The sequence below is a fragment of the Pedobacter sp. Hv1 genome (assembly GCF_001412215.1).
In the GTDB taxonomy this organism is placed as follows: domain Bacteria; phylum Bacteroidota; class Bacteroidia; order Sphingobacteriales; family Sphingobacteriaceae; genus Pedobacter.
The window spans coordinates 475,163-499,099 of record NZ_LLWP01000009.1 but is presented as its reverse complement, the minus strand read 5'-3'; the positions used below and the strand labels follow the sequence as shown (position 1 = coordinate 499,099).

The window sequence follows — 23,937 nt, the reverse complement described above, 5'->3', positions numbered from 1 at the left end:
ATCCTAAAATAGTGATACAGATGATAAGATAAAAATAAATGATTATTTCTTCATAGACATATAATCTAAGGTCAGGTTACATAATGCCTTTACCCCTAGGTTAAAACTGCTTTCGTCTATAAAGAAATCTGGTGTATGGTGCGATGGCGCTTTTAAAGGATCTCCTCCTCTTGGCATTCCTCCTAAAAAGAAAAATAGGCCAGGTACTTTTTCTTGGTAAAAAGAAAAATCTTCGGCACCTGTAACTGGTGGTTTTAGTTTTACATTTATTGCACCGGCTGTATTTTGTAAGCTTGGCAACATTTTTTCGGTCAGTGCTACATCGTTAAATGTAACTGGATAATGCGCACTATAAGGCAGTAAAACTTCGGCTTTGGCCCCAGCAGCTTCTGCGGTTTTGGTGGCAATGGTTTTAATTCGTTCAATAAACATAGCCTCGTCTGCTGCTGTAAAATTACGTACCGTACCCAACATCTCTACCTTTTCTGGAATGATATTAGAACGTACCCCACCATGGATAGAACCAATGGTAACTACACCTGGATTTTCGGTAATATTTAAGTTTCTGCTTACTATGGTTTGTAGGTTATTTACAATTTGTGCTGCAACCACCACCGGGTCTACGCTGCTCCACGGATAAGCCCCGTGTGCCTGTTTGCCCGTAATGGTAATCTTCATATCGTTAACGGCTGCCATTGTACCTCCGGGGCGATAGGTCAGTTGCCCTACTGGAGTTTGCGAATTAATGTGCAATCCGAAAATAACATCTACCTTAGGGTTTTGCAGCACTCCTTCTTTTATCATCAACTCTGCCCCACCTTCTTCGCCCACTGGCGCTCCTTCTTCTGCAGGCTGGAAAATAAATTTAACAGTACCTGCAAGGTCTTTCTTCATTCCTGACAATACCTCAGCAACACCCATCAATATCGCTACATGCGAATCGTGGCCACAGGCATGCATTACACCAACCTCTTGATCATTATAGGTAGTTTTAACTTTCGAAGCAAAGGGAAGTGCTACACGTTCTGTTACAGGCAATGCATCCATGTCTGCTCGCAAGGCAACTACTGGCCCAGGCTTGCCCCCTTTTAATATACCAACTACACCTGTTTTGGCTACACCAGTCTTTACTTCAATGCCTAAATCTTGTAAATGCTTGGCTATAATTCCTGCGGTACGTTTCTCTTGATTGCCCAATTCTGGATGCTCATGAAAGTCTCTGCGCCAATTGATTACTTTTCCTGTAATCGCATCTGCACGCTTGCCTACCTCAACTCTTTGAGCCGAATTTTGAGCAAATAACGAAAATGGAAGTATTAAAAGACCGGAGAACAAGAGTTTCTTCATCATGATTTAGATTAATTTAAGCCAATATAAGGAAAAGCTTAAAAAAAATGTGGACAATTGCCCACATCATTCTTCAATACTTTAGCAAAACCTACATATCGATATGTAGGAGCAATTCTTTTTTATAAGATTTACCTATCGGAATTAATGTTTGATTGGTTAAAATCAAATGGTCTTGTGTTATTCTGCTCACCTGCAGTTTATTAACGATATAAGATCGATGTGCCTGAAAAAATATTGCCGTATTTAATCTTTCTAAAATTCCCTTTAAGGTGTGATAAATGATGTGCACCTTTTGGTCGGTAACGATCTTTACATAATCCTTGCAGCCCTCTACAAACAAAATATCTTGTTGTTTAAGGTTCAACATACCATCTTTATCTTTAATCACTAATGTACTGGTAATCCCATCTGTTGCAGCCACTCTTTTTTCGAGCTTACCAACAGCCTTTACAAACCTCTCGTACGAAAAAGGCTTCAATAAATAGTCTATTGCATTCAATTCAAAGCCATCAAATGCGTATTGTTTGTAGGCTGTTGTAAAAATTGTTTGAGGAGCATTGGGCAATGCCTTTAAAAAATTAACTCCATTTACCAAAGGCATTTCAATATCAAGAAACAACAAATCAATTTTGTTCTTGCCTAGGTATTCATAAGCTTCAACTGCGTTTCTGAATTTGGCCACTAGAGTAAAACCAGGTGTTTCTGTAAGGTAATGCTCCAACACTTGGTGTGCCAAAGGTTCATCGTCTAGTATAACACATCTGATCATGGTTTGATAATTAATTCTGCCACAAAGATATGGTCTTCTTCTGTTAATGAAAGTTGGTTGCTATTTGGGTAATACAATTCGAGCCTTTTTTTAATATTGCTTAAACCGATACCACCACGTTTATTTTTGAGCTGTAGTGGATTGGCAGGCAGCATTTCATTTTCAATTCTAAAAATTAATTGGTCATCTTTAAAGGATAGTTCTGCAAAAACCTTGGCATCGTTTTCCAGCTTATGTTTGCCATGTTTGAAACTATTTTCTACCAATGGCAAAAATAACAAGGGAGGGATTTTTAGCTCAGGAATAGCCTCAGGCACCTTCATTACAATATTGGCATGAGGGAACTTTTTTTGCTCCAATTCAAAGTATCCTTCTAAAAACACCAGTTCTTCCTTCAAATCTACCTCTTCTTGGTCACAATCGTACAAAATGTACTGCATCATTTGCGACAGCAACAAAATGAAACGTGGGGTCTCTTTTGAGCCAGTTAAGCTCATTCCATATAGACTATTTAAGGTATTGAACAAAAAATGGGGTTGTAATTGTGTTTTTAACAAATTGAGCTGCAAATGAAGATGGTCGGTCTCTACTTTATGACGTTGAACTTCATTGGTATAAGAAAACCTAGAAAAAGCTACACATAAAAAGGCAATGGCATCTGTTAGAATCATATTCCAATCCATAAAAAACCCTACATAACCCGTAGCGAAAAACCGATGCGAGGGCATTCCTGCTGTAAACTGGGCAAACACCCACGATACTGCCATATTGTTTAGCGTAGTAAGGAATATGAAATACACCAAACTGAGCAAAAATACCCATGTATACTTTTTAACATACAATAAGCGTGGTACCGCCCATTTGTAATAGGGAATCAGGTATAGTGTAGTGCAAATGCTGTACAAACAGATTTCTAAGTAAGGGAGGTCATTATGGGGAATAGGAGGCAGCCTCGACTGATCTAGATAATAAGAATATTTATAGATGCATACATAGAACAACCAGATGAGCAGTTCGAATACGAGCGGAAAGGTAATAGCTGATTTTTTTATCACAATTCAAAACTCGCAAAATTATTGGTCTTTCTTCAATCCATCTCGACCAACATCCTTTTTTGCCCGACTAAAAAAACCAGGGTTAATTTGATGGCGTTTAAAGTTTGCCTTGTCGAATAAGTAAGCTGTTCCGTTCAAACTCTTCCTTCATTTGTGAAAGAAAAAGAACATATGAAATTAAATCTACGTATGAATATGGTTGTAGCAATGATCGCTATCCTATTCCAGATCAGTCCAGTTGCAGCGCAACAAAAATCAGACAACAGCGCTATTACTTTAGAGAAAAAAGCCATTCAAGCAATCTCACTTAAAGATTACAAAAGTTTTAAGGCTAGCGTTGCTCCCTTAATTAAAGAAATGGGTGTCAAAAAAGTAATCGGTTTAGGCGAGGGTACCCACGGCACAGCCGAGTTTTATAAAGTACGTTACTGGATCAGTAGGATATTGGTAGAAGAAAAAGGATTTAACCACATTGCTTTTGAAAATGACCTGAGTGATGTTTGGGCATTGAACCAAAAACTCAGCACCACTGAAGATTTAAGCAAATTGATGAAAGCGCATTTAATGAGCATTTGGCAAAATGAAGAAACCAAAGCCATGTTGGCTTGGGTAAAAGCCCATAATGCAAACCAGAGCAAAAAAGTAACCATTAGCGGAATAGATTTTCCGGTATTAAAACCAGATGTAGAGATGTTAATGGCCCTATTGATTAAAGGGAAAGACACCACTTTAATGCCAGCTGTAAAAAGCATGTTAACTGCAGCATCGCTACAAGATGAGGCTTGGGTTGGCATGAATGACAAAACCTACAAAGTAGACTGGAAGTTATTAGGCAAAGGCAGTAAAAAGGGTTATGTTACAGCCGATTCGGTAGCTAAACAAATTCCAAGCTCAAAACTATCGCCAGCTTTAAAAGCCGAATTTGAACAAGCAATTACCAATTTAAAACAGGGTTTTGCTCCTTTTTATGGTGGCACGGCCGAAGGAGACCGCGATAGTTTAATGGCCAGCAATGCCGCATTAATTTTAAAAGATACCGACAACAAAATGATCATTTGGGCACACAATGCGCATTTGGGCAAAACAAAAATCTACGACAATGCAGTTGGTGGAACAGGTGGATACCTGCTTAAACTATTCCCCAATAATTACTTTGTATTAGGGACAGGTACCGCTAATGGGACTTTTGCAGGCACTGTTGATGTGAGGCCAACCAACAGCAATCCGATGAAGGCTTATACATTAGAAAAACCGATTACAGGTTCTTGGGATGAAATGTTTAACAATACCAATTTGTCTAGCTTTTATTTCAACCCATCAAAATCAAATACAGCTCAGCTAACAAAACCTTTGCGCTTTGTAGGCTTTGGCATAAAAAGCGACAAGTCTACCTACGACAAGGTTAATTTGGCCAACATGTTCGATGCTTTTCTATTCATCAAAGACACACATGCTCCAACTCCTTTAAAATAAGTACTCCCATCAAAATAAAAGGCACATTGTTCAATTACAATGTGCCTTTTTGATAAGATTTAATTAAATAAGCCTTTTAGTTTATCTACTATCCCACCTCCTGCTGAACTTGGCGAATTGTTATCTTGACCTCCAGTAAACATCCCCATTACATCGTTTAGGTCAAACTTCTCATCATCGCCTCCGGCTAATTTTCCGAGTACATCTTTTACATTGAAAGTGCTATCATTAGGATCATTGGTTTTATTGATAAATTTGGCCATGATCATTGGAATTAAGGAAGCCCCAATACTTTTGGCACTTTCGGTATTGATTCCAAAACCAGCCAGCTTATCTGTAAAGCTAGCTGTAGCCTGCTGTACCATTGGGTTTTCGGCATCAACACTATTCTGGTTAAAGGCTGTGGCCAATTCTGAAATATTACCTGTGCTCAACTGATTTTTCAGGGTATCAAAAATTGAACCTGATGCTGCCTGAATAGCTGCTTCATTTTGCTCATTGGGCACATCGCTATTATTTACAATCACATCCTGTGCATTGTCTCTAATTAATTGTTCTAAATTCTCTAACATATGGTTTAGTTTTTTATTTAGTATTTTTACCTTATAAACATTCAATTATGCTTCCAAAAATAAATTTCACCACAACACCTGCGTATCAGTACCTGGCAGACCATTTTATTACGATTAACGAAACAGATATAAAGAATTTATTTGCCCAAGATGGGGAACGTTTTAAAAAATTCTCTATCCTATTTGAAGATATTCTTGTCGATTTTTCTAAAAATAGAATTGAAGATACCACATTGGCGCTGTTAATGCAATTGGCTAGAGAATGTAAATTAGATGAAGCCATTACTGCCATGTATAGTGGCGCTCCAATTAACCAAACAGAAGGCCGACCAGTGTTGCACATTGCTTTACGCAACCAAAGCAACAAAGCCATTTTGGTAAATGGTAAAGATGTGATGCCCGAAGTGAATGCGGTATTGGCTAAAATGGAGAAATTTAGTAATGCTATTATTTCTGGAGATTGGAAAGGTTATACTGGTAAACCCATTACCGATATTGTAAATATTGGCATTGGTGGGTCAGATTTAGGCCCTGTTATGGTAACTGAAGCATTAAAAGCATACAAAACACGCTTAAACCTACATTTTGTTTCTAATATTGATGGCACCCATTTGGCCGAAGCTTTAAAAGGTGTAGATCCTGAAACTACTTTATTTTTGGTGGCTTCTAAAACTTTTACCACACAAGAAACCATGACCAATGCACACAGCGCAAGAGAATGGTTCTTAAATAGCGGTGCAAAAACAGCAGACATTGCCAAGCATTTTGCTGCACTTTCTACCAATGCTAAAGATGTAGCTGCATTTGGTATCGATACGGAGAACATGTTCGAGTTTTGGGATTGGGTTGGTGGTCGTTATTCTTTATGGAGCGCCATTGGGCTTTCTATTTCATTAGGGATAGGATTCGACAATTTTAAACAGTTGTTAGCAGGTGCACATGCAAGTGATCAACATTTTGAAAACACACCATTTGAGCAAAACATTCCTGTAATCTTAGGTTTATTGGGTGTTTGGTATATCAATTTCTTTGGGGCAGAAACGCATGCCATTTTACCATACGACCAATACTTACATCGCTTTGCCGCTTATTTCCAACAGGGTGATATGGAAAGCAATGGCAAACATGTAGATCGCAATGGCGAGCCTGTAGATTACGAAACTGGTCCTGTAATTTGGGGCGAACCAGGCACCAATGGCCAGCATGCTTTTTACCAATTGATTCATCAAGGTACTCGATTAATTCCTTGCGATTTTATTGCTCCAGCTCAAAGCTTAAATCCTTTGGGTAACCACCATCCTATTTTACTATCTAATTTCTTTGCTCAAACTGAGGCTTTAATGAATGGGAAAAGTGAAGCAGAAGTAATTAAAGAATTAAAGGAAGCTGGAAAATCGGAGGATGAAATTGCGGAACTAGCCCCATTTAAAGTATTTGATGGCAACAGACCTACCAATTCTATTCTATTAAAAAAGGTTACCCCTTACAGTTTGGGTAGTTTAATTGCTTTATATGAGCATAAAATATTTGTACAGGGCATTATCTGGAATATTTTTAGTTTCGACCAATGGGGCGTTGAGCTGGGCAAACAATTGGCACAAAAAATACAACCCGAATTAAAAGACGACCACCCTGTTCAAACCCACGACTCTTCTACCAATGGTTTGATCAATCAATATAAAAGCTGGAGATAATCTAACTCCAATCAATTAAGTTTAATTTATTTTTAATCGCCATGTAATAGCTGTTTTTAGCTTGTTGCATGGCGATTTCTCTTTTTGCCAAAATTTTATTTGTAAATTTCTGTAAACATTGGCAACCTTTTCTTATCCGTTAACGTAACTACTGGTAGCTAATAAATTTTATTGACTTATTGATTCCATTTTGCTAACACCTGAACTAATCGATGGCTGTATAAAAAAAGACAGACGAAGCCAAAAAGAGCTTTATCGTCTTTACTATGGGTATGGCATGCGAATTTGTTTACGCTACGCTAAAAGCAAAGATGAAGCTGTAGAAATGGTGAATGATGGATTTATGAAGGTATTTATGAACATCCATCGTTTTGACCAAGGGCGTTCTTTCAATGCCTGGATTAGCACTATTATGATCAATACCTCAATTGATTATTACAGACACCGAATAAAACAGATGGAAATGGAAGAATTAAATGCCAAACATGAAATGGAAGATAGCGAAAGTATTCTTTCTCATCTTCATTATGAAGAGTTAGTAAAATTGGTTCAAAAACTTTCCTACGCATATCGAACGGTTTTTAACCTGTTTGCTATAGATGGTTATTCGCATGAAGAGATTTCGGAAATGTTATCTATTTCTGTTGGCACTTCAAAATCCAATCTCTTTAAAGCTAGAGAGAACCTTAAAAAGATGTTAACAGAAAACAAATCGGTTTCTGCCAAATTGGGGAATTATTAAAATGAAAGATTTAAACGATAAAGACTTTGATCAAGTTTTCAAAAAAAGGATGACGGAAACGTATCCTGACTTTGAGGAAGAATCATGGTTAAAAATGGAAAAGAAATTGCGCAAAAGAGACCGATTGGTGTTTTACAGAAATGCCAGCATTATCCTTTTGTTCCTTTCTTTTGGTCTAGGTTTTTACTTTATCAATGCTAAACGCCAAGAAAAAGACCAAACCCAATTTGTTAAAAAAGACAATCAACCTCAAAAAAAAGTCGAAAACCCTGCTCTTAAAACTCCAGAACCAACCCAACCAACAGCGCAGGTTGCAACAACTAAAACAACAAAAACAGAGGGTTTCTTCGCTCATCCAATTGTTAAACAAAATGAAGTGAAGGCAAAAACTCCCTTATTTGAAAGTGTAGACAGTAGTAAAAACACCATTGTTCCAAGCGTAAAAACTACAGAATTCATTGCTGCCATTCCGCAAAGTGAGCCAGAAAAACCAGTAGAGAACGCAATGGTTAAACCAACCACTCCAAATACAATTACAACAGCTATTGATGAGAAACCAGTAAAAGCAACTCGGGTTAAACATAAAATTCCAATCAGTTTAGCCATTAGTGCTGGCCCCGATTTCAATTCTGCCGCAGCATTATTGGGCGGCAAAACCAGTGTAGCCGTTGGGGTAAGTGTAGGCGTAGGGTTAAGTAAAAGATTAGGTGTGCAAACGGGCTTAATCTATGGCTCTAAAAACTATAGTGCCAGTGGTTATGATTATACTTTTAACAATCCAAACACCCAATCCATTATTGCTTCTATCGAAGCATTGTGCAAAGTTTTAGAAATTCCGTTAAAGGCTACTTATAACTTAACCGAAAATCAAAACCGCAGCATTGAGGTTAATGCAGGCCTGTCTAGCTATATCATGCTTAGAGAAAACTATGTATTCAAATATCAACCCTCATTGAATAGACAAGATAGAACAAACGAAGTGATCAATGCCAATCAACATTTTTTTAGTGTATTGGATTTATCTGCAACCTATAATATCAAGTTAAAAAGTAAAAAATTGGCACTCGGCTTTGAGCCTTACATCAAAATTCCTTTGAGTGGTATTGGCGAAGGTAATGTGCCTTTAAAATCAAGTGGTGTGTCTTTAAAATTACGTTATGATCTCAATAAAAAATAAAAAGCTAGCATTAGCTGCAATCTGTTTCCTTGGTTTTGCATTACAAGGCAGTGCCCAAACCTTAATTGGTAAAACCATTAAAGTGAATCTATTTTCCAGTACTCCAGTAGAAGACATTAAAGCTTCTAGCAATATGGGCACTGCGGTTTTGGTTACACAAACGCAAGAATTAGCGGTTCAAGTATCCATTAAAAGTCTAGTATTTGACAAAAAGCTTATGCAAGAACATTTTAATGAGAACTACATGGAAAGTGATAAATATCCATTGGCCAAGTTTAAGGGAACAATAGAACCCAAAATTGATTGGACAAAGGATGGTGAATATGCCGTAAGTGCAAAGGGTGTACTTTCTGTGCATGGTGTAGACCAACCCAGAAACATCAATGGAAAGATTAGCATTAAAAACGGCATTGTTAACCTCGACTCTAGTTTTGAGGTTACCTGTGTGGCCCATCAAATTAAAATCCCGCGTCTGGTCTTCGCTAAAATTGCAGAAGTGATCCAGCTCAAAGTATCAGGTACATTAACTCCTCTAAAATAAACGCTATGAACAGACACAAACTATTTATCTACCTCTTCTTGTTATTGGTGATCATCGCTATGCAGGCTAGTGCACAACAAGTAGACTCGCTCCTAAAAACCATGGACAATTCTGCCAAATTTAACACGGTCGAATCTACTTTTAAATCGCCGCACATTGTATTGTCTCATTCTACAGAAACACAGAAAAAACATGACCTTGATTTAAGAATCAGACATCATTTTGGAGACATTGGCGGAAAATTTGGTGGTGCCCATACCCTTTATGGATTAGACGTAGCCACAGATCTATTTATTGGTTTTGATTACGGCGTAACCGAAAAACTGACCATAGGCATTGGCCGCAGCAAGCACGATGAGCTTTATGACCTTTATGTAAAACAGAAAATATTCCAACAAAAAAACGATGGTGGAATGCCCATAAATTTGACTCTGTTGGCCCAAGTAGGTTTAATTGCCAGAAAGCCTTTTGCTACAGACGAATTTAGCAATTACAGCGATAGGTTGAGCTATTTTATTCAGCCGATTATTTCCAGAAAATTCTCTTCTCGAATTTCGGCACAAGTAATGCCTGCTTTATTGATCAGATCGGCTACAGGCGATGTAAATGACCCTGAGAATCTGTTTACTGTAGGTTTTGCGGGCAGAATTAAGCTCACTAAACGTTTATCATTTGTTGCCGATTATACATTGGTAAACGGTCTATCAAGAGCCGATAACTTAGCTACTAAATACTATAACCCTTTAGGTGTGGGTTTAGAAATTGAAACTGGCGGACATATTTTCTCACTCAACTTTATGAATTCGGAATACATCATTGAAAACAGTTTTGTTGGCAATACCCAAAAATCGTGGAACAAGGGTGGGGTTCGTTTTGGCTTTACCATCTCTAGAAACTTTAGCCTCTTTAAATCAAAAAACAAAAATCAAGATACAAAATCAACCATTTACTAGAAACAAAGAACTATGGAACGTAATGAATTTATCAAATCGCTAGGCCTGGGAATAGCCTTAGTGTGCACGGGCAGCTGTCTGTCTAGCTGTGGGGGAAGCAAATCAAATGACCCTACTCCAAACCCAAGCGGGGGTGGTAATGTGCCTACAGGCACAAAGGTAGATGTGAACCTGACCACGCAGTTAATGACTGTTGGCTCATTTTTAACCGCCAATGGCGTGTTATTTGTACGTTTGGCAGCAGGAAATACCACTTCTTCATTTGTGGCTACACAGGCCTCTTGCCCGCATCAGGGAGGTTCATTAAATTGGATGCAAGCGAGCAATCTTATTCAATGTAGTTTACACAGTGCTCAGTATTCTTCTACAGGGGCTATACTTGCGCAACCTTCTGATGGTGGAAAAACCAGTGCTTTAAAAATATACAGTACCTCAATTACAGGTAATACACTTACGGCAACAGTGTCTTAGTTCTTAAGGTTGATCTGGGGGCGAATTTATTTCCTCCCTAGATCGACCTTATTTATGACATATTAAGGACACTAATCACCTTTTTTCTTTAAACTTTATTATATTTATGTTGTTTAATATCATAACACAAAAGAATGATAATGAGAACATTTAAAAAACTGAGCTTTATATTTTTAGCTCTATTTGCATTTCAAGCAAATGCACAAACTGATAAAGCCACAACGACTAAAATTGTGGAAGAAAAAAATTACACCTTTGTTGCAACCAAAGCAATTCCATTGAACAATGTTGATATCAATAATATTTTAAGCAGGATGCCCGGCAATACTGGTGGTGGAATAATTAATCTATCTGGCAGCACTTATGACGTAAGGATAACTCCTGATAGTGTAATCGCTTATCTTCCTTATTATGGCAGAGCATACAATGCAACATTAAACGGAGATGACAGTGGTTTCAAGTTTGCCACCAAGAACTTTACCTACACTTCAAAAAAACGTAAAAAAGGAGGTTGGGAAGTAGTGATCAACACCAAAGACACCAAAGAAAACCCAAGGTTAAGCCTTAGCATTTCTGAGAATGGATATGGTTCTTTGGTGATTACCAGTAACAATAAACAGTCTATTACCTACAATGGTTATATAGCTGAAAATGGCAAGAAAAATTAATTAATTGGCCAAAAGCTTAATTTCATAAAGCTTTGGCCATTTTTTACCCCCTACAAATAGTCGTTTACCTTTGGCATCCCAAGCTATTCCATTGAGCACATTATTCTGCTCTTCATCTGGGGTTTTAAAGTAATTTTTAGGTACAATAGCGGATAGGTCTATTTCTGCTTCTACAATACCTGATACAGGATCTATCCTTACAATTTTGTTGGTGAGGTACACATTGGCGTAGATTTTACCATCAATATATTCCAATTCATTGAGGCTATTTACTGGTCCTTTATTGTCATAAACTTCCAAGTAACTTTCTTCCTTGTAGGTTTCTGCATTCATTAACCAGATTCTATTGGTGCCATCGCTCCTTAAAATACGTTGGCCATCAAAAGCCAAGCCCCAACCTTCTCTACTGTTCTGGTAAGGGAATGTGCCCAATTGTTTAAATGACTTTGCATCGAATATGAAACCAATGTTTTCTTGCCAGGTTAACATGATGATCTTATCTCCAATTTTGAGAGAGCCCTCTCCAAAATATTGTGGAGCTAATGTTGTTTCTTGTAAAGTTTTCCCAGATTTTAAGTCCACCCATTTCAATTTAGATGCTCCTTTTTCGCCTGTACTTTCTAATAACCTGCCATCAATATAAGCAAGGCCCTCGGTATAGGCACTCGTATCATGCGGAAAGGTATTGACCACTTTGTAGCTTAACTGAATAGGTTTTAGATTTGTTTTTAATACAATATTGGTAGTGATTGTATCTTTTTGATCGCCATATTTAACAATTGCCGTAATCATTCTATAACCTAATTTTAAATCTTTAGTAGGCAATGATATGGGTTCGTTATGTTGAGCTACTCCTATTGTTTTGTTATCAATTAAATAGGTAATCTCATCAACTTTAACCTCTTCTGGTATAATGATCTTTAGTGGAATGTTTTCGCCAACATTATAATTCTGACCTTGATTGGGTGTGTCAAAAGTAAAAGATGGCTCACTTTTCTGTTTACAACTAGGCAAAAAGCTGAGTGCAAAAGCCATGCAGATGATGAATGGATATAGATAGGATACTCTTTTTTTAGTAGGGCCAAAATGCATCTTCAATGTGGTTTATGGTGTATTTATTTTGTTTATCGAATACGATGGCAACAATGTCAAATCGGATTTCTCCCTGATGATCCATGAGTTCGATGTATTCATTTGCTGCTATTTCCATCTGTTTTTGTTTAGCCAAATCTACAAAGTCTTCTGGCATTCCAAAGCTGATATTGCTTCTGGTTTTTACTTCCACAAAGATCAGTTTTTTGTGCGAATAAGCAATCAAGTCTATCTCTGCCTTACCAAAGGCCCAATTTTCTTCTAAAATTTCATAGCCTCTTTGTTCCAAATATCCTTTGGCAATCTTTTCCCCTTCTAGGCCCAAATCGTTGTGTAAGGCCATGGCTATTTTACAATTACAGAACCCAAAAACCTAGAAATTTCTTTTTCTACATTTTTGATAAAGGCATAACGTTGCATTAAAATCTCCTGGTTTACAGCATCTGGTTCTAGTTTGATCTCGTTTAGCAGGTCAAATAAAATGCGATCTACCTTTCTTTTTTTAAGGTGATAAAGTCCCCCCAAAATGGTCGCTTTTAAATTCATGGTTTCATCACGCACATAAATGTTGTGCTTGTTGTACCAATTTTCGCTCAATGTATAGGGCGAAGTAGACAAGGTAATTGCCAAATCTGCAATTTCCCTATCCTGGCTTTTGATAAACTGATTGGCGGTTGGCAATTGGCCATTTTCTATTTCTAATCGGTAATGGTCAATTATTTTCTTACAAATCGCATTTTCAAATGTTACATCTGTTAGGTTTTGGATGATAAATGAACCGATGTACATGTTATCGATCTTATCCCAACTTACCAATTCGTGGCCAAAAGCTAATAACAAACGAACAATCTCTTGTTCTTGGAGTTCATCATTTGAAACAACTTGTGCTGGTACCTCTACTGTTGGTCCATCATCCGCAAACAGGTTATCGGGTGGCATATCCTGATATTGTTGCTGCTGCTGGTGTGGTCTAGTAGAAGGTTGTATGCTTTTTTTCAGCTTGGCAGCCCGCATGGTATTGAGCTCGCTCAGTAAAATACGTTCTTCTATAGCCAGTAAATTACTGCACTCGCGAATAAACACTGATGCCTTAATGTTATCTGGAATTTTGGCAATACTTTCTACAATATCTCGAATAATGCCTGCCCTTTTTATGGGGTCGGTACCTGCTTCTGCTAAAAGGATATTTGCCTTATATAAAATAAAATCTTTGCGGTTATTTTCTATATAGTTTTTAAACTCTCCTGCACCTACTTTATGCATGTAAGAATCAGGGTCATCACCTGCCGGGAAAGAGACTACTTTTACATTTAGGCCTTCCTCCAAGATCATGTCCAAGCCACGCAAAGAGGCCTTGATCCCTGCCGCATCTCCATCGTATAAAATAGTTACGTTTTGCGTAAAACGACCAATTAAACGGATCTGTTCAATAGTTAAAGAGGTACCTGAAGAGGCCACCACATTTTCTATATGTGCTTGATGGACCGCCAAAACATCGGCATAGCCTTCTACCAAGTAACAATTATCTAACTCGCGAATGGCCTTTTTAGCATGGAACAAACCATACAGCACATTCGATTTATGGTAGATCTCACTCTCTGGAGAATTGACATACTTGGCAACCTTTTTATCGGTTTTTAAAGTACGCCCACCAAAACCAATTACCCTACCAGTAAAATTATGAATAGGGAACATTACCCTACCTCTAAACCTATCGAAAAGCTGTCCTTTGTCATTTCTGATGGCCAGACCTGTTTTCTCCAGGTATTCTTCGGCATGTTTATTTTTAATTGCATTTTGGGTCAATGCATCCCAAACGTCGGGAGAATAGCCAAGGTTAAACTTCTTTACAATGTCTTCCCTAAAACCACGTTCCTTGAAATAGCTTAGCCCTATTGCCCTGCCTTCATCTCCATTCCAAAGTTGTTCTTCAAAATAGTTGGCCGCAAATTGCGAAACGATATATAAACTTTCTCTCGCATTTTGGGCTTCTACATCTTGAACGGTCTCTACGGTTTCTTCAACCTCGATATTGTATTTTTGCGCTAAAAATTTAAGTGCTTCTGGATAGGAGTATTTCTCGTGCTCCATGATAAAGCGCACCGAATCTCCACCCTTACCGCAGCCAAAACATTTATAGATTCCTTTGGTTACAGAAACATGGAACGAAGGGGTTTTCTCTCCATGGAACGGACAATTGCCAATTAAGCTTGTTCCGCGTTTTTTTAAATGTACAAAATCACCTACCACCTCTTCAATACGGGCAGTATCCATTATTTTGTCTATTGTTTCACGGTTGATCATAATCTTTTATCGTCATTGCGAGAAGGAACGACGAAGCAATCTTTGCCAGTAAACTTATTCACCATTCTTTCACCTCTTCCCATAAAACCCTCCAATCAGGATTCATATCTTGTATTAATTTTATCTTTTTTGCCCTACTTCCGCCCTTTATCCTTTTTTCTTCGGCAATTGCTTCATCTATTGTTTGATAAAAGCAAAAATAAACCAATCTGGTCAATTTATATTTTGCCGAGAAAGAATTGGGATAAATTTTTTCTCTATGTTCTTTTATTCTAAATAATAGTTCTGAAGTTACTCCAGTATACAGCGTTGTTTGTGTATAATTCGTAATGATATAAACTGCTCCACCACGTTCCATATTATTTATCTACTAAAAAAGATTGCTTCTCCCAATAAGAATTGGGATCGCAATGACGGAACCCATTATTTAATAAAAGGCAACATCGTATCGGCTACCAATTGGTTACCTATATCGTTAAGGTGTACCATATCATTGGTTAAAATACCTCTATCTTTATTTTCAGTATTGTTTTTTGCTTCGTAAGCAGTAAATGCTTTTCGCAGATCGCAAAGGGGCAAATTATTTTTGGTAGCCAGTTCCCTAATTCCAGCAGCATATTTGTTTAAGTCGGCGTCAACCTCATTGGCATCGTCTTTCTTTTCGCCAATAACAGAAGGGGTACACAATACCACCTTACTTCCATTGGCCTGTATTTTAGTGATCAAAGCTTGATAAAACTTTAAGTACTTATCGTAATCGGTACCTGTTCTTGCACCCAATTTATGCCACACATCATTAATGCCTACATAAATGACTACTAGATCCGGTTTTTTGGCCAACACATCTTCTTCCATCCTTAAATAAAGATCGTACACTTTATTGCCACCAATACCAGCACCTATCAGCTCATATTTAGTAGGATCTAAAGTCTTTTTCAATAGATTGATGTAACCATTGCCTTGCACACCTGCCTGGGTAATTGAATCGCCAAAGAAGATTACTTTTTTAGGTTTTGCTTTCATGGCTACACATAAAGATAAAATAGCAACGATAGCTACCAAACTGCCAATTTTAATAGAATTCTTCATTTTTTTAATTATTTGATATTGATTAGTTTAAAATCTAAATCTTGAAAATCGAAGCTAAAATCTGTTAATGGCGATATAGCCGTCATTTTAAATCCATTAGGTTTGCCCTCATTGTCTAAAGAGAAATTCACAAAAGCATCAGCATCTAAACTTCTATCGTACCATTTTACAATAAAGGTATTGCCTTTGTAATAGGTCATGTCTCCTCTTAGTTTTGGTGCATTTTTAGCCCTGAAGTGCATTTTCCCGTTTACCTCACTAATTGTCACCTGACCAAACCAATCATCGTTAAAGGTTCCATAATAATTCTTCGCCTCTGGTTTAGCACCTGCAGCTTTTTGCGATGCTGCAATATCTGCCCAGGTTTTGTCTACAATTTCTTTGGCTTCCTTTTCGTTTCTTAATCTGTTATCGTTATAGGTTTTAATGCGGTTCATTCCTTTAATCCCTAAATAACCATCTTTAATGCTATTGGTAATGGAATTAAACGCCGCACCAGATTGTTGGTTGGTCAATACAATTATTCCTAGCTTCAGTTCGGGTAAAATCGTTACCTGGGTTACAATACCAGATAAACCGCCTGTATGTGTAGCCTGGAAATTACCATTTACAGAGCTTAAGAACCAGCCCAAACCATAGCTGCTAAAGCTAGCTGGGTTTCCATTATTGATCAATGTTTGTGGTGTCCACAATTCTTTTGCAACTGCAGCACTAAACAATCTTTTATCTAAATTATCTCCATATTTACCGCCATTGATCATGGCAGTAATCCATTTGCTCATGTCGGTTACGTTAGAATAAACCCCACCAGCTGCATTGGCAATTTCGCCAAAACTTAAACCAACAGGAAGCAATTTATCTTCATATGGAGCATGTCCATCAATTACATTCGATTTATCTTTTAAGCGGTACCAAGAAGCCGCAGTTTTTGTCATTCCCAATGGTTTGAATATTCTGTTTTCGATAAACTCATCGTAAGTCATCCCAGAAATTCTGGCCACCACCTCGCCTGCAACAATGTACAATAGGTTATCATAATCGTACTTGGTACGGAAAGATGAAACAGGTTTCAAATATCTTAGGTTATGGATCAATTGTTTTTTATCTACCGTTGATGAATCTGGCCAGATCATCAAATCGCCCGCACCTAAGCCTAAACCACTGCGGTGGGTTAGCAAATCTCGTACTGTAAATTCGTTGGTTACAAAGGGGTCGTATAATTTAAATTCCGGAATAACATCGGTAACCTTTGTATCCCATGTTATCTTTTTCTCATCAACCAACATGCCTAGGGAGGCAGCTGTCATCGCTTTAGTGTTTGATGCTACTCCAAAAAGTGTATTTTCATCAACCTTTAAATTGGTTTTGATAGAGCGGATACCATAACCTTTTGAATGAATGATCTTTCCATCTTTAATTACAGCTACCGCTACACCCGGCACATTAAAGGTGCTCAATGTTTTTTCGGCAACGCTATCAATCTGTTTACTGGTTAATACTTGGGCTTGTACACCAAGACCAGAAAATAGTGCCGCTACCAAAAGTACCTTGGCTCGGATAGGATAAAATGATTGCATAAGTTTAGGGTATAATAAAACGTTTAAAGATAATAAAAAGGTATAAGGTTTTAAGGTGGAAGGCATAAGGTTTGGAGAATTGGCTTTAAACTTTCGAGCGTAAAACCTTATTTGCCTGTACCCAACTTGTAATCTTTATGCACCACCAGAAAACTAGCTCTTTCTTCTTTTTTGAAGGGATAGTCCCAATTGCCTTGATAGGTAATCTTGGTTGGCAGTTTCACTTCATCAAAATAGCTCATTTCAATGTTCATCTGTACATCAAAATCAAATAACATGTTGCTGTATTTCATGTCTACATAACGGCCCAAGATTTCGAAATTTCTTTGGTCGAAAATAGTAACCAGTTCTTTGATCATTAAGCCATCTTTTGTCCAACTGCTCAAATCAGGTTTAACGGCCACCTTGAACCGATACACTGGAATCGAATCCAGGTAGGTAGCGGTATAGAAGGTATAATCGTAATATTGGCGCATATTGGCCGTAAAGATTTGGGTTTTGTTTCCAATAAATGGGAGGCCTTTAATGGGTCTTCCCGGATTAAAAATCAAGGTCTTTAATTTATCTTTATAGCTTTCGTTGGTACCGCCTCCTTTTCCATTTGTCATGGGCGCATTGGGTATAAAATCGCTATTATACGCATTCATAAAGATATAATCGAACATCTCCACAGTATAGAGCTGGTATTTCCCATTCTTTTTATATACCCTACCATTGTCTTCCTTAACGAGATATTCCATTTTATAGGGGCCATTGTTATTGTGTTTAATCTTCCGATAGATTTTCCCGTCGATCTTGTTTTTTTTATCGTAGGTATACACTCTATTTTCGGCTATGAACGTATATTTTTTCATGTTCCGAAAAGCCTGATAAAAACTGGTATCGTTGATCACGGCATTGATAAACCGCTCAACATTTAAACGTGCACCCTTGGTTATGATCGAATCCAAGGTAATTGTTCTAATGGTATCTGGATTAAAACGAGGAATTTCCTGAGCTCGAATGTTCAGAAAGCATAAAAATAAAGCCAGTGATAGAATTACTTTCTTCATGTGGTACTTCTTACAATTATCCTGCCTATTTTTTAATGGAAGATGGAAAATGGCAAACGTAAAATGGCAGAGGGTAGATGTAAAAGGGTAAAGGTAAGATGTAAAATGGCAAAGGGAAAATGGTAAAGGTAAAATGGCAGATGGGAAACTTGCTGACCTATTACATTTTCCATCATCCATTTTACATCTTATTTTTAGTTTCCTAGTTGTTTCAAAGCGATGTAAGCCATCAAACCCGTTGAGGTTCTTAAAGCATCTTCATCAATATCAAAGTTTGGTGTGTGTACAGAATAGGTAGTTCCTTTTGCGGCATTACCTGTACCCAAACGATAAAAACAAGCATCGGTAACCTGCGAATAATAGGCAAAATCTTCTGCTGCCATCCAAATATCTAGATCAATTACGTTTTCTTTACCTAAATAATCTTCTGCAAAGGTGCGGGCATTGGCTGTTAGTTCTTCTTCGTTAATTAAGAAAGGATAACCATGCATAATGTTAAAATCGCAGCTACCACCCATACTTTCGGCAATGCCTTCGGCCATTTTTTTCATGAGCTTGTGTGCCTCTTTCCTCCATTCTTCATTCAGGGTTCTAAACGTTCCTTCTAGTTTTACCTCATTCGGGATAATGTTGGTAGCCCCATTTGCATTTACCTTACCAAATGACAGTACTGATGGTAAACGCGGATCGGCATTGCGACTTACGATTTGCTGCAAAGCCACAATGATATGTGCGGTAATTAAAACTGGATCTATATTTTGATGCGGTTGTGCCCCATGGCCACCTTTTCCGTGAACTGTTACATACAATTCATCTGTAGAAGCCATGTAAATACCAGAACGGAAACCAACTTTACCCGTCTCAATCAATGGCATTACGTGTTGGCCAACAATTGCTTGTGGCTTTGGGTTTTCTAACACCCCTTCTTTAATCATGATACTTGCTCCACCTGGTAACAGCTCTTCTGCAGGTTGAAAAATCAGTTTGACCGTTCCTGCAAATTCATCTTTTAATTGGCTCAAGATGTAAGCTGTACCTAAAAGAGAAGAGCTATGTACATCATGCCCACAGGCATGCATTACACCATGGTTTTTAGAACGGTAAGGTTTATCGTTTGCTTCGTGTATGGGTAAAGCATCCATATCAGCACGCAAAGCGATAACTTGGTCTGAAGGAATTTTGCCTTTGATTAAACCTACTACACCTGTATTGGCCATATCGATAAATTCGATACCCCAGGCTGTAAGTTTTTCTTTAATGAAAAGAGACGTATTAAATTCTTTAAAAGAAAGCTCCGGATTTGCATGAATATGATGGCGATAAGCCACTACATCGTTATATATTTTGGCTGATAATTCTTGTATTTTATTTTTCATGTGTCTTTCTCTTTAAGCTACTTGTTAGTTTCTTCTAGTTCTGGGGCATTGATCTTTTCCCGATAGATAAATAGGGTGGGAAAAATCCCTTTCAATTCGTTCAGCAGGTTTTGGGCTTCCAATCGGGTCCTAAAATCGCCTACACGTAAATAATAATTGGGTTCTTTGTAGGTAATGTATGTTCTTAGTTTGGGATAGAGTGCCTTAAATTTATCCTGTCCACTGAAAACTTCTTTTCTATCCAACCCGTAAAAAATCTGTACCCGATACCCCATTTGCGATACGATGGTGGTACCTGTTGGGTTAGTTGTAGTCGGTTTTTTCTTATTGAGCTCAATGCGTTTGGCAATTAAACTATCAATAAGTGGATCTTTCACTACGGTTACTTCTCCCTTTGTTTGTGCAAAGGAATATTCAAAGCAAAATATACAAACCAAAAAAAGATAAATTCTTACCATAAATCACAATTCAAAAACCACATTTCCAATAATTGGACCAAATTTCAGCCTCTCCAAAACGAGCTATTTCTAAAAAAAGAATGCCGAACTTTTTGCAAAATTCGGCATTCTTATCTTGTATTACAAATTATGCGTTTGCACCGTGGCAGTTTTTATATTTCTTACCGCTACCACAAGGGCAAGGCTCATTACGGCCTACTGTAACTTCTTTACGAATAGGTTGTGGTGGAGCCATTTCTCTTGTATCTTCCATAGACATGGCACTACTGTCTGCCTGGCCATATTCTGGTTTAGATGTTTTCAGTTTGCTCTGCTCACGTCTTGGTGCTTGAACTTCTCTCACATCATCAGCATCTTGCTGCACCGGAATACCACCTTTATATAAGAAGCTCACTACTTCTTTATTCACCACATTTAACATGCTTTTGAATAAATTGAAGGCTTCCATTTTATAAATAATTAACGGATCTTTTTGTTCATAAACCGCATTTTGTACAGACTGTTTCAATTCGTCCATTTCACGTAAATGCTCTTTCCAGCTATCGTCAATCAAAGCAAGGATAATGGTTTTTTCGAAAGCTTTTGTTACTTCACGTCCTTTGTTGGCCAATGCTTTTTTCAAGTCAACTGGTACTTGGATATGACGGATACCATCTGTAAATGGAACCACAACCTGTTCAACATGTTCTCCACGCTCTTCAAAAACCTGCTTTAATACTGGTAAAGCTTGGCCCATAATGCCTTCAGATTTACGAGCATAGAAAGTAGTTACCTCTTCAAATAAGATATCTGTTAGGGCATGGATGTTTTTCGATCCAAATTCTTGTTCTGTAATTGCAGTATCTGATGAGAAGTTTTTGATCACCTCTAATCTAAATCCTTCGTAGTTTGAACTTTCTTTGTATTCGGTTACAATATCTTCTGCAACATCAAATACCATATTGTTCATGTCTACATCTAAACGATCGCCAAATAAAGCATTGCGACGTTTAGCATAGATTACCGAACGTTGAGAGTTCATTACATCATCATACTCTAACAAACGTTTACGCACACCAAAGTTGTTTTCTTCTACTTTTTTCTGTGCACGTTCGATAGAATTGGTAATCATAGAGTGTTGAATTACTTCACCTTCTTCGATACCCATCTTAACCATGATGTTAGAAATACGCTCTGAACCAAATAAACGCATCAAGTTATCTTCCAATGAAACAAAGAACTGAGAAGTTCCTGGATCTCCCTGACGACCTGCACGACCACGCAACTGTCTGTCTACACGACGAGACTCATGGCGTTCTGTACCTACAATAGCTAAACCACCAGCATCTTTAACGCCTGGGCCTAACTTGATATCCGTACCACGACCTGCCATGTTGGTAGCAATGGTAACTGTACCTGCAATACCTGCTTCTGCTACAATGTCTGCCTCTTTCTGGTGCATCTTCGCATTTAACACGTTGTGCTTAATGCCACGTAGTTTAAGCATTCTACTTAACAACTCCGAAATCTCAACTGAAGTAGTACCCACCAATACCGGGCGGCCTGCTTCTGTTAATTTTACAATTTCTTCTGCTACAGCATTGTATTTTTCTCTAATGGTACGGTATACATAATCTTGATGATCTAATCTGGCCATTACACGGTTAGTTGGTATTTCTACCACATCTAACTTATAGATAGACCAGAACTCGCCTGCTTCGGTAGTTGCCGTACCCGTCATCCCACACAATTTGTGGTACATACGGAAGAAGTTTTGCAAGGTAACCGTAGCATAAGTTTGTGAGGCATCTTCTACCTTTACATTTTCTTTAGCCTCAATTGCTTGGTGTAAACCATCAGAATAACGACGACCATCCATGATACGGCCAGTCTGCTCATCTACAATTTTAATCTTGCCTTCATCAATAATGTATTCTACATCAATCTCGAACAAGGTATAGGCTTTTAACAACTGGTTTACCGAGTGGATGCGCTCTGCTTTTACAGAATAATCACGCATTAAAGCGTCTTTCTGCGCAATTTTCTCTTCACTGCTTAAGCTAGATTTTTCAATTTCGGCAATTTCGGTACCCACGTCTGGCAAAACGAAGAAACTTACATCTTCACCTTGTTGGGTAATGAGCTCAATTCCTTTTTCTGTTAATTCTACCTGGTTATTTTTTTCATCGATATAGAAGAACAACTCAGAATCTACCTTTGGCATATTCTTAGACTGATCTGCCATGTAATAGTTTTCTGTTTTAAGCAAAGTCTGTCTTACACTTCCTTCACTTAAAAACTTGATCAAAGCTTTATTCTTTGGCAAACCACGGTGTGCACGTAATAAGGCTAAACCACCTTCGCCTTCTTCGGTGCCGGTTTTACCATCGTTTATTAATTTTTTTGCGTCGTTTAAGGCTTGGCTTACAAATGTTTTTTGGGCATTCACCAAACGCTCGATACGTGGTTTTAACTCATGAAACTCATGTTGATCTCCAAAAGGAACTGGACCAGAAATGATCAATGGGGTACGGGCATCATCAATTAAAACTGAATCGACCTCATCAACCATGGCAAAGTGCAATTTACGTTGCACCAATTGGTCTGGCGTTTGCGACATATTGTCACGCAGGTAATCGAAACCAAACTCGTTGTTTGTTCCGTAGGTAATATCTGCCAAGTACGCATTTCTACGTTCTTGAGAGTTTGGCTCATGTTTATCAATACAATCAACCTTTAAACCATGGAACTCAAATAAAGGACCATTCCACTCTGAATCTCGTCGAGCAAGGTAATCATTCACCGTTACGATGTGTACACCTTCGCCTGCTAGGGCATTGAGATATGCAGGCAATGTACTTACCAAGGTTTTACCCTCACCAGTAGCCATCTCTGCAATTTTACCGCTGTGCAATACCATACCACCAATCAACTGTACATCGTAATGTACCATGTTCCAGGCTACTTCCGTACCAGCTGCATCCCATTTATTGGCCCAATAAGCTTTATCGCCTACAATTTTAACATTGTTTTTACGGGCTGCGTAATCTCTATCAAATTGTGTAGCGGTTACTTCTAGTGCCTCGTTCTCGCTTAAACGGCGTGAAGTATCTTTAACTACCGCAAAAGCTGCTGGCATAATTTGTAGCAATACTTTTTCAAGCTCTACATTTCTTTCTTTGGCCAAAGCATCAACTTCTTCATACAAAGCAGTTTTCTCTTGTAATGACAGTTCTTGATTCTCTGCATTCAATTTTGTTTCTGCAATTTTTGCATCAATAGTGGCCAATGCCTCAGCAATAGTTGCTTTAAATTCGATGGTTTTATGACGTAGCTCATCATTGCTTAATGAGGCTAATTTTGCATATTCTTCGTTTATCTGTTGAACTAAGGGTTGTAGCACCTTAATATCTCTTTCTGATTTGCTTCCAAATATCTTGGCTAAAAATCCTAACATGTTGTGTATCTGTGTTTATAAAAATTCAAAAATGATCAATTTGCAACAACCAAGCCATTACTTACGTATAAGCCAACTTGGCAGTTGA

The 23,937-nt window shown here is 38.0% G+C and carries 22 protein-coding genes; 8 read left to right on the top strand and 14 right to left on the bottom strand.

The annotated features are described in order from the left end of the window. Positions 1-42: 42 nt before the first annotated feature. The 3 genes from AQF98_RS18350 to AQF98_RS18340 form a co-directional block, all read right to left on the bottom strand. Entirely contained in the window at positions 43-1,350 is a 1,308-nt protein-coding gene (locus tag AQF98_RS18350; RefSeq protein WP_082435164.1) for an amidohydrolase, read from the bottom strand. A gap of 88 nt (positions 1,351-1,438) precedes the next feature. Next, positions 1,439-2,119: a LytTR family DNA-binding domain-containing protein gene (locus AQF98_RS18345; protein WP_055133411.1), complete on the bottom strand. Its 681-nt coding sequence runs from the start codon at positions 2,117-2,119 to the stop codon at positions 1,439-1,441. Continuing rightward, positions 2,116-3,174 carry a sensor histidine kinase gene (locus tag AQF98_RS18340; RefSeq protein ID WP_152969756.1) on the bottom strand — a complete coding sequence of 353 codons (1,059 nt, stop codon included), beginning with the start codon at positions 3,172-3,174 and terminating at the stop codon, positions 2,116-2,118. Before AQF98_RS18340 ends, AQF98_RS18345 begins: the two co-directional genes overlap by 4 nt. Before the next feature lie 171 nt (positions 3,175-3,345). On the opposite strand from AQF98_RS18340, the gene AQF98_RS18335 reads away from it, so the two are divergent. Next, positions 3,346-4,647: an erythromycin esterase family protein gene (locus AQF98_RS18335; RefSeq protein ID WP_082435162.1), complete on the top strand. Its 1,302-nt coding sequence runs from the start codon at positions 3,346-3,348 to the stop codon at positions 4,645-4,647. A 59-nt stretch (positions 4,648-4,706) separates the two neighbouring features. Here the strand turns inward: AQF98_RS18335 and AQF98_RS18330 are convergent, their stop codons facing one another. After that, the gene (locus AQF98_RS18330) at positions 4,707-5,219 is read right to left on the bottom strand and encodes a hypothetical protein (RefSeq protein WP_055133570.1); all 513 of its coding nucleotides are present in this window, start codon (positions 5,217-5,219) and stop codon (positions 4,707-4,709) included. 47 nt (positions 5,220-5,266) lie between these two features. Between AQF98_RS18330 and pgi the strand changes: the two genes are divergently transcribed. From pgi to AQF98_RS18295, 7 genes are all read left to right on the top strand, one after another. Beyond that, complete coding sequence (gene pgi, locus AQF98_RS18325; RefSeq protein ID WP_055133408.1) at positions 5,267-6,913, top strand: glucose-6-phosphate isomerase; 1,647 nt, start codon at positions 5,267-5,269, stop codon at positions 6,911-6,913. Between the two features lie 190 nt (positions 6,914-7,103). After that, a complete protein-coding gene (locus AQF98_RS18320) occupies positions 7,104-7,655 on the top strand; it encodes an RNA polymerase sigma factor (protein ID WP_255352939.1) in 552 nt (183 codons plus the stop codon). 1 nt (position 7,656) lies between these two features. Continuing rightward, the gene (locus AQF98_RS18315) at positions 7,657-8,832 is read left to right on the top strand and encodes an outer membrane beta-barrel protein (protein ID WP_055133406.1); all 1,176 of its coding nucleotides are present in this window, start codon (positions 7,657-7,659) and stop codon (positions 8,830-8,832) included. After that, positions 8,813-9,373: a YceI family protein gene (locus tag AQF98_RS18310; protein WP_082435160.1), complete on the top strand. Its 561-nt coding sequence runs from the start codon at positions 8,813-8,815 to the stop codon at positions 9,371-9,373. Before AQF98_RS18315 ends, AQF98_RS18310 begins: the two co-directional genes overlap by 20 nt. 5 nt (positions 9,374-9,378) lie before the next feature. Further along, positions 9,379-10,326: a DUF5777 family beta-barrel protein gene (locus AQF98_RS18305; RefSeq protein ID WP_055133405.1), complete on the top strand. Its 948-nt coding sequence runs from the start codon at positions 9,379-9,381 to the stop codon at positions 10,324-10,326. Positions 10,327-10,338: 12 nt separating this feature from the next. Continuing rightward, positions 10,339-10,797 (top strand): Rieske 2Fe-2S domain-containing protein, encoded by a 459-nt coding sequence (locus AQF98_RS18300; protein ID WP_055133404.1) that lies wholly within the window; start codon positions 10,339-10,341, stop codon positions 10,795-10,797. Between the two features lie 140 nt (positions 10,798-10,937). Beyond that, on the top strand, positions 10,938-11,465 hold the full coding sequence (locus tag AQF98_RS18295) for a DUF4251 domain-containing protein (RefSeq protein WP_055133403.1): 528 nt from the start codon (positions 10,938-10,940) through the stop codon (positions 11,463-11,465). Here the strand turns inward: AQF98_RS18295 and AQF98_RS18290 are convergent, their stop codons facing one another. The 10 genes from AQF98_RS18290 to secA all read right to left on the bottom strand — a co-directional run bounded on the left by AQF98_RS18290 (position 11,466) and on the right by secA (position 23,849). After that, a complete protein-coding gene (locus AQF98_RS18290; protein WP_235524263.1) occupies positions 11,466-12,500 on the bottom strand; it encodes a glutaminyl-peptide cyclotransferase in 1,035 nt (344 codons plus the stop codon). 37 nt (positions 12,501-12,537) lie between these two features. Beyond that, positions 12,538-12,900, bottom strand: coding sequence for a YraN family protein (locus tag AQF98_RS18285; protein WP_055133401.1), 363 nt, complete (start codon positions 12,898-12,900; stop codon positions 12,538-12,540). 2 nt (positions 12,901-12,902) lie between these two features. Continuing rightward, complete coding sequence (gene dnaG, locus AQF98_RS18280; protein WP_055133400.1) at positions 12,903-14,861, bottom strand: DNA primase; 1,959 nt, start codon at positions 14,859-14,861, stop codon at positions 12,903-12,905. A 58-nt stretch (positions 14,862-14,919) separates the two neighbouring features. Then, positions 14,920-15,219, bottom strand: a complete 300-nt coding sequence (locus AQF98_RS18275; protein ID WP_055133399.1) for a GIY-YIG nuclease family protein — start codon at positions 15,217-15,219, stop codon at positions 14,920-14,922. 65 nt (positions 15,220-15,284) lie between these two features. After that, positions 15,285-15,950: an SGNH/GDSL hydrolase family protein gene (locus tag AQF98_RS18270; protein ID WP_055133398.1), complete on the bottom strand. Its 666-nt coding sequence runs from the start codon at positions 15,948-15,950 to the stop codon at positions 15,285-15,287. Positions 15,951-15,958: 8 nt separating this feature from the next. Continuing rightward, positions 15,959-17,527 (bottom strand): serine hydrolase, encoded by a 1,569-nt coding sequence (locus AQF98_RS18265; protein ID WP_055133568.1) that lies wholly within the window; start codon positions 17,525-17,527, stop codon positions 15,959-15,961. 107 nt (positions 17,528-17,634) lie between these two features. Continuing rightward, positions 17,635-18,579: a hypothetical protein gene (locus tag AQF98_RS18260; RefSeq protein ID WP_055133567.1), complete on the bottom strand. Its 945-nt coding sequence runs from the start codon at positions 18,577-18,579 to the stop codon at positions 17,635-17,637. A 194-nt stretch (positions 18,580-18,773) separates the two neighbouring features. After that, positions 18,774-19,955, bottom strand: a complete 1,182-nt coding sequence (locus AQF98_RS18255; RefSeq protein WP_055133397.1) for a M20 family metallopeptidase — start codon at positions 19,953-19,955, stop codon at positions 18,774-18,776. 17 nt (positions 19,956-19,972) lie between these two features. Continuing rightward, positions 19,973-20,413, bottom strand: coding sequence for an SPOR domain-containing protein (locus AQF98_RS18250; protein WP_055133396.1), 441 nt, complete (start codon positions 20,411-20,413; stop codon positions 19,973-19,975). Between the two features lie 127 nt (positions 20,414-20,540). After that, the gene (gene secA, locus AQF98_RS18245; protein WP_055133395.1) at positions 20,541-23,849 is read right to left on the bottom strand and encodes a preprotein translocase subunit SecA; all 3,309 of its coding nucleotides are present in this window, start codon (positions 23,847-23,849) and stop codon (positions 20,541-20,543) included. Between the last annotated feature and the right edge of the window lie 88 nt (positions 23,850-23,937).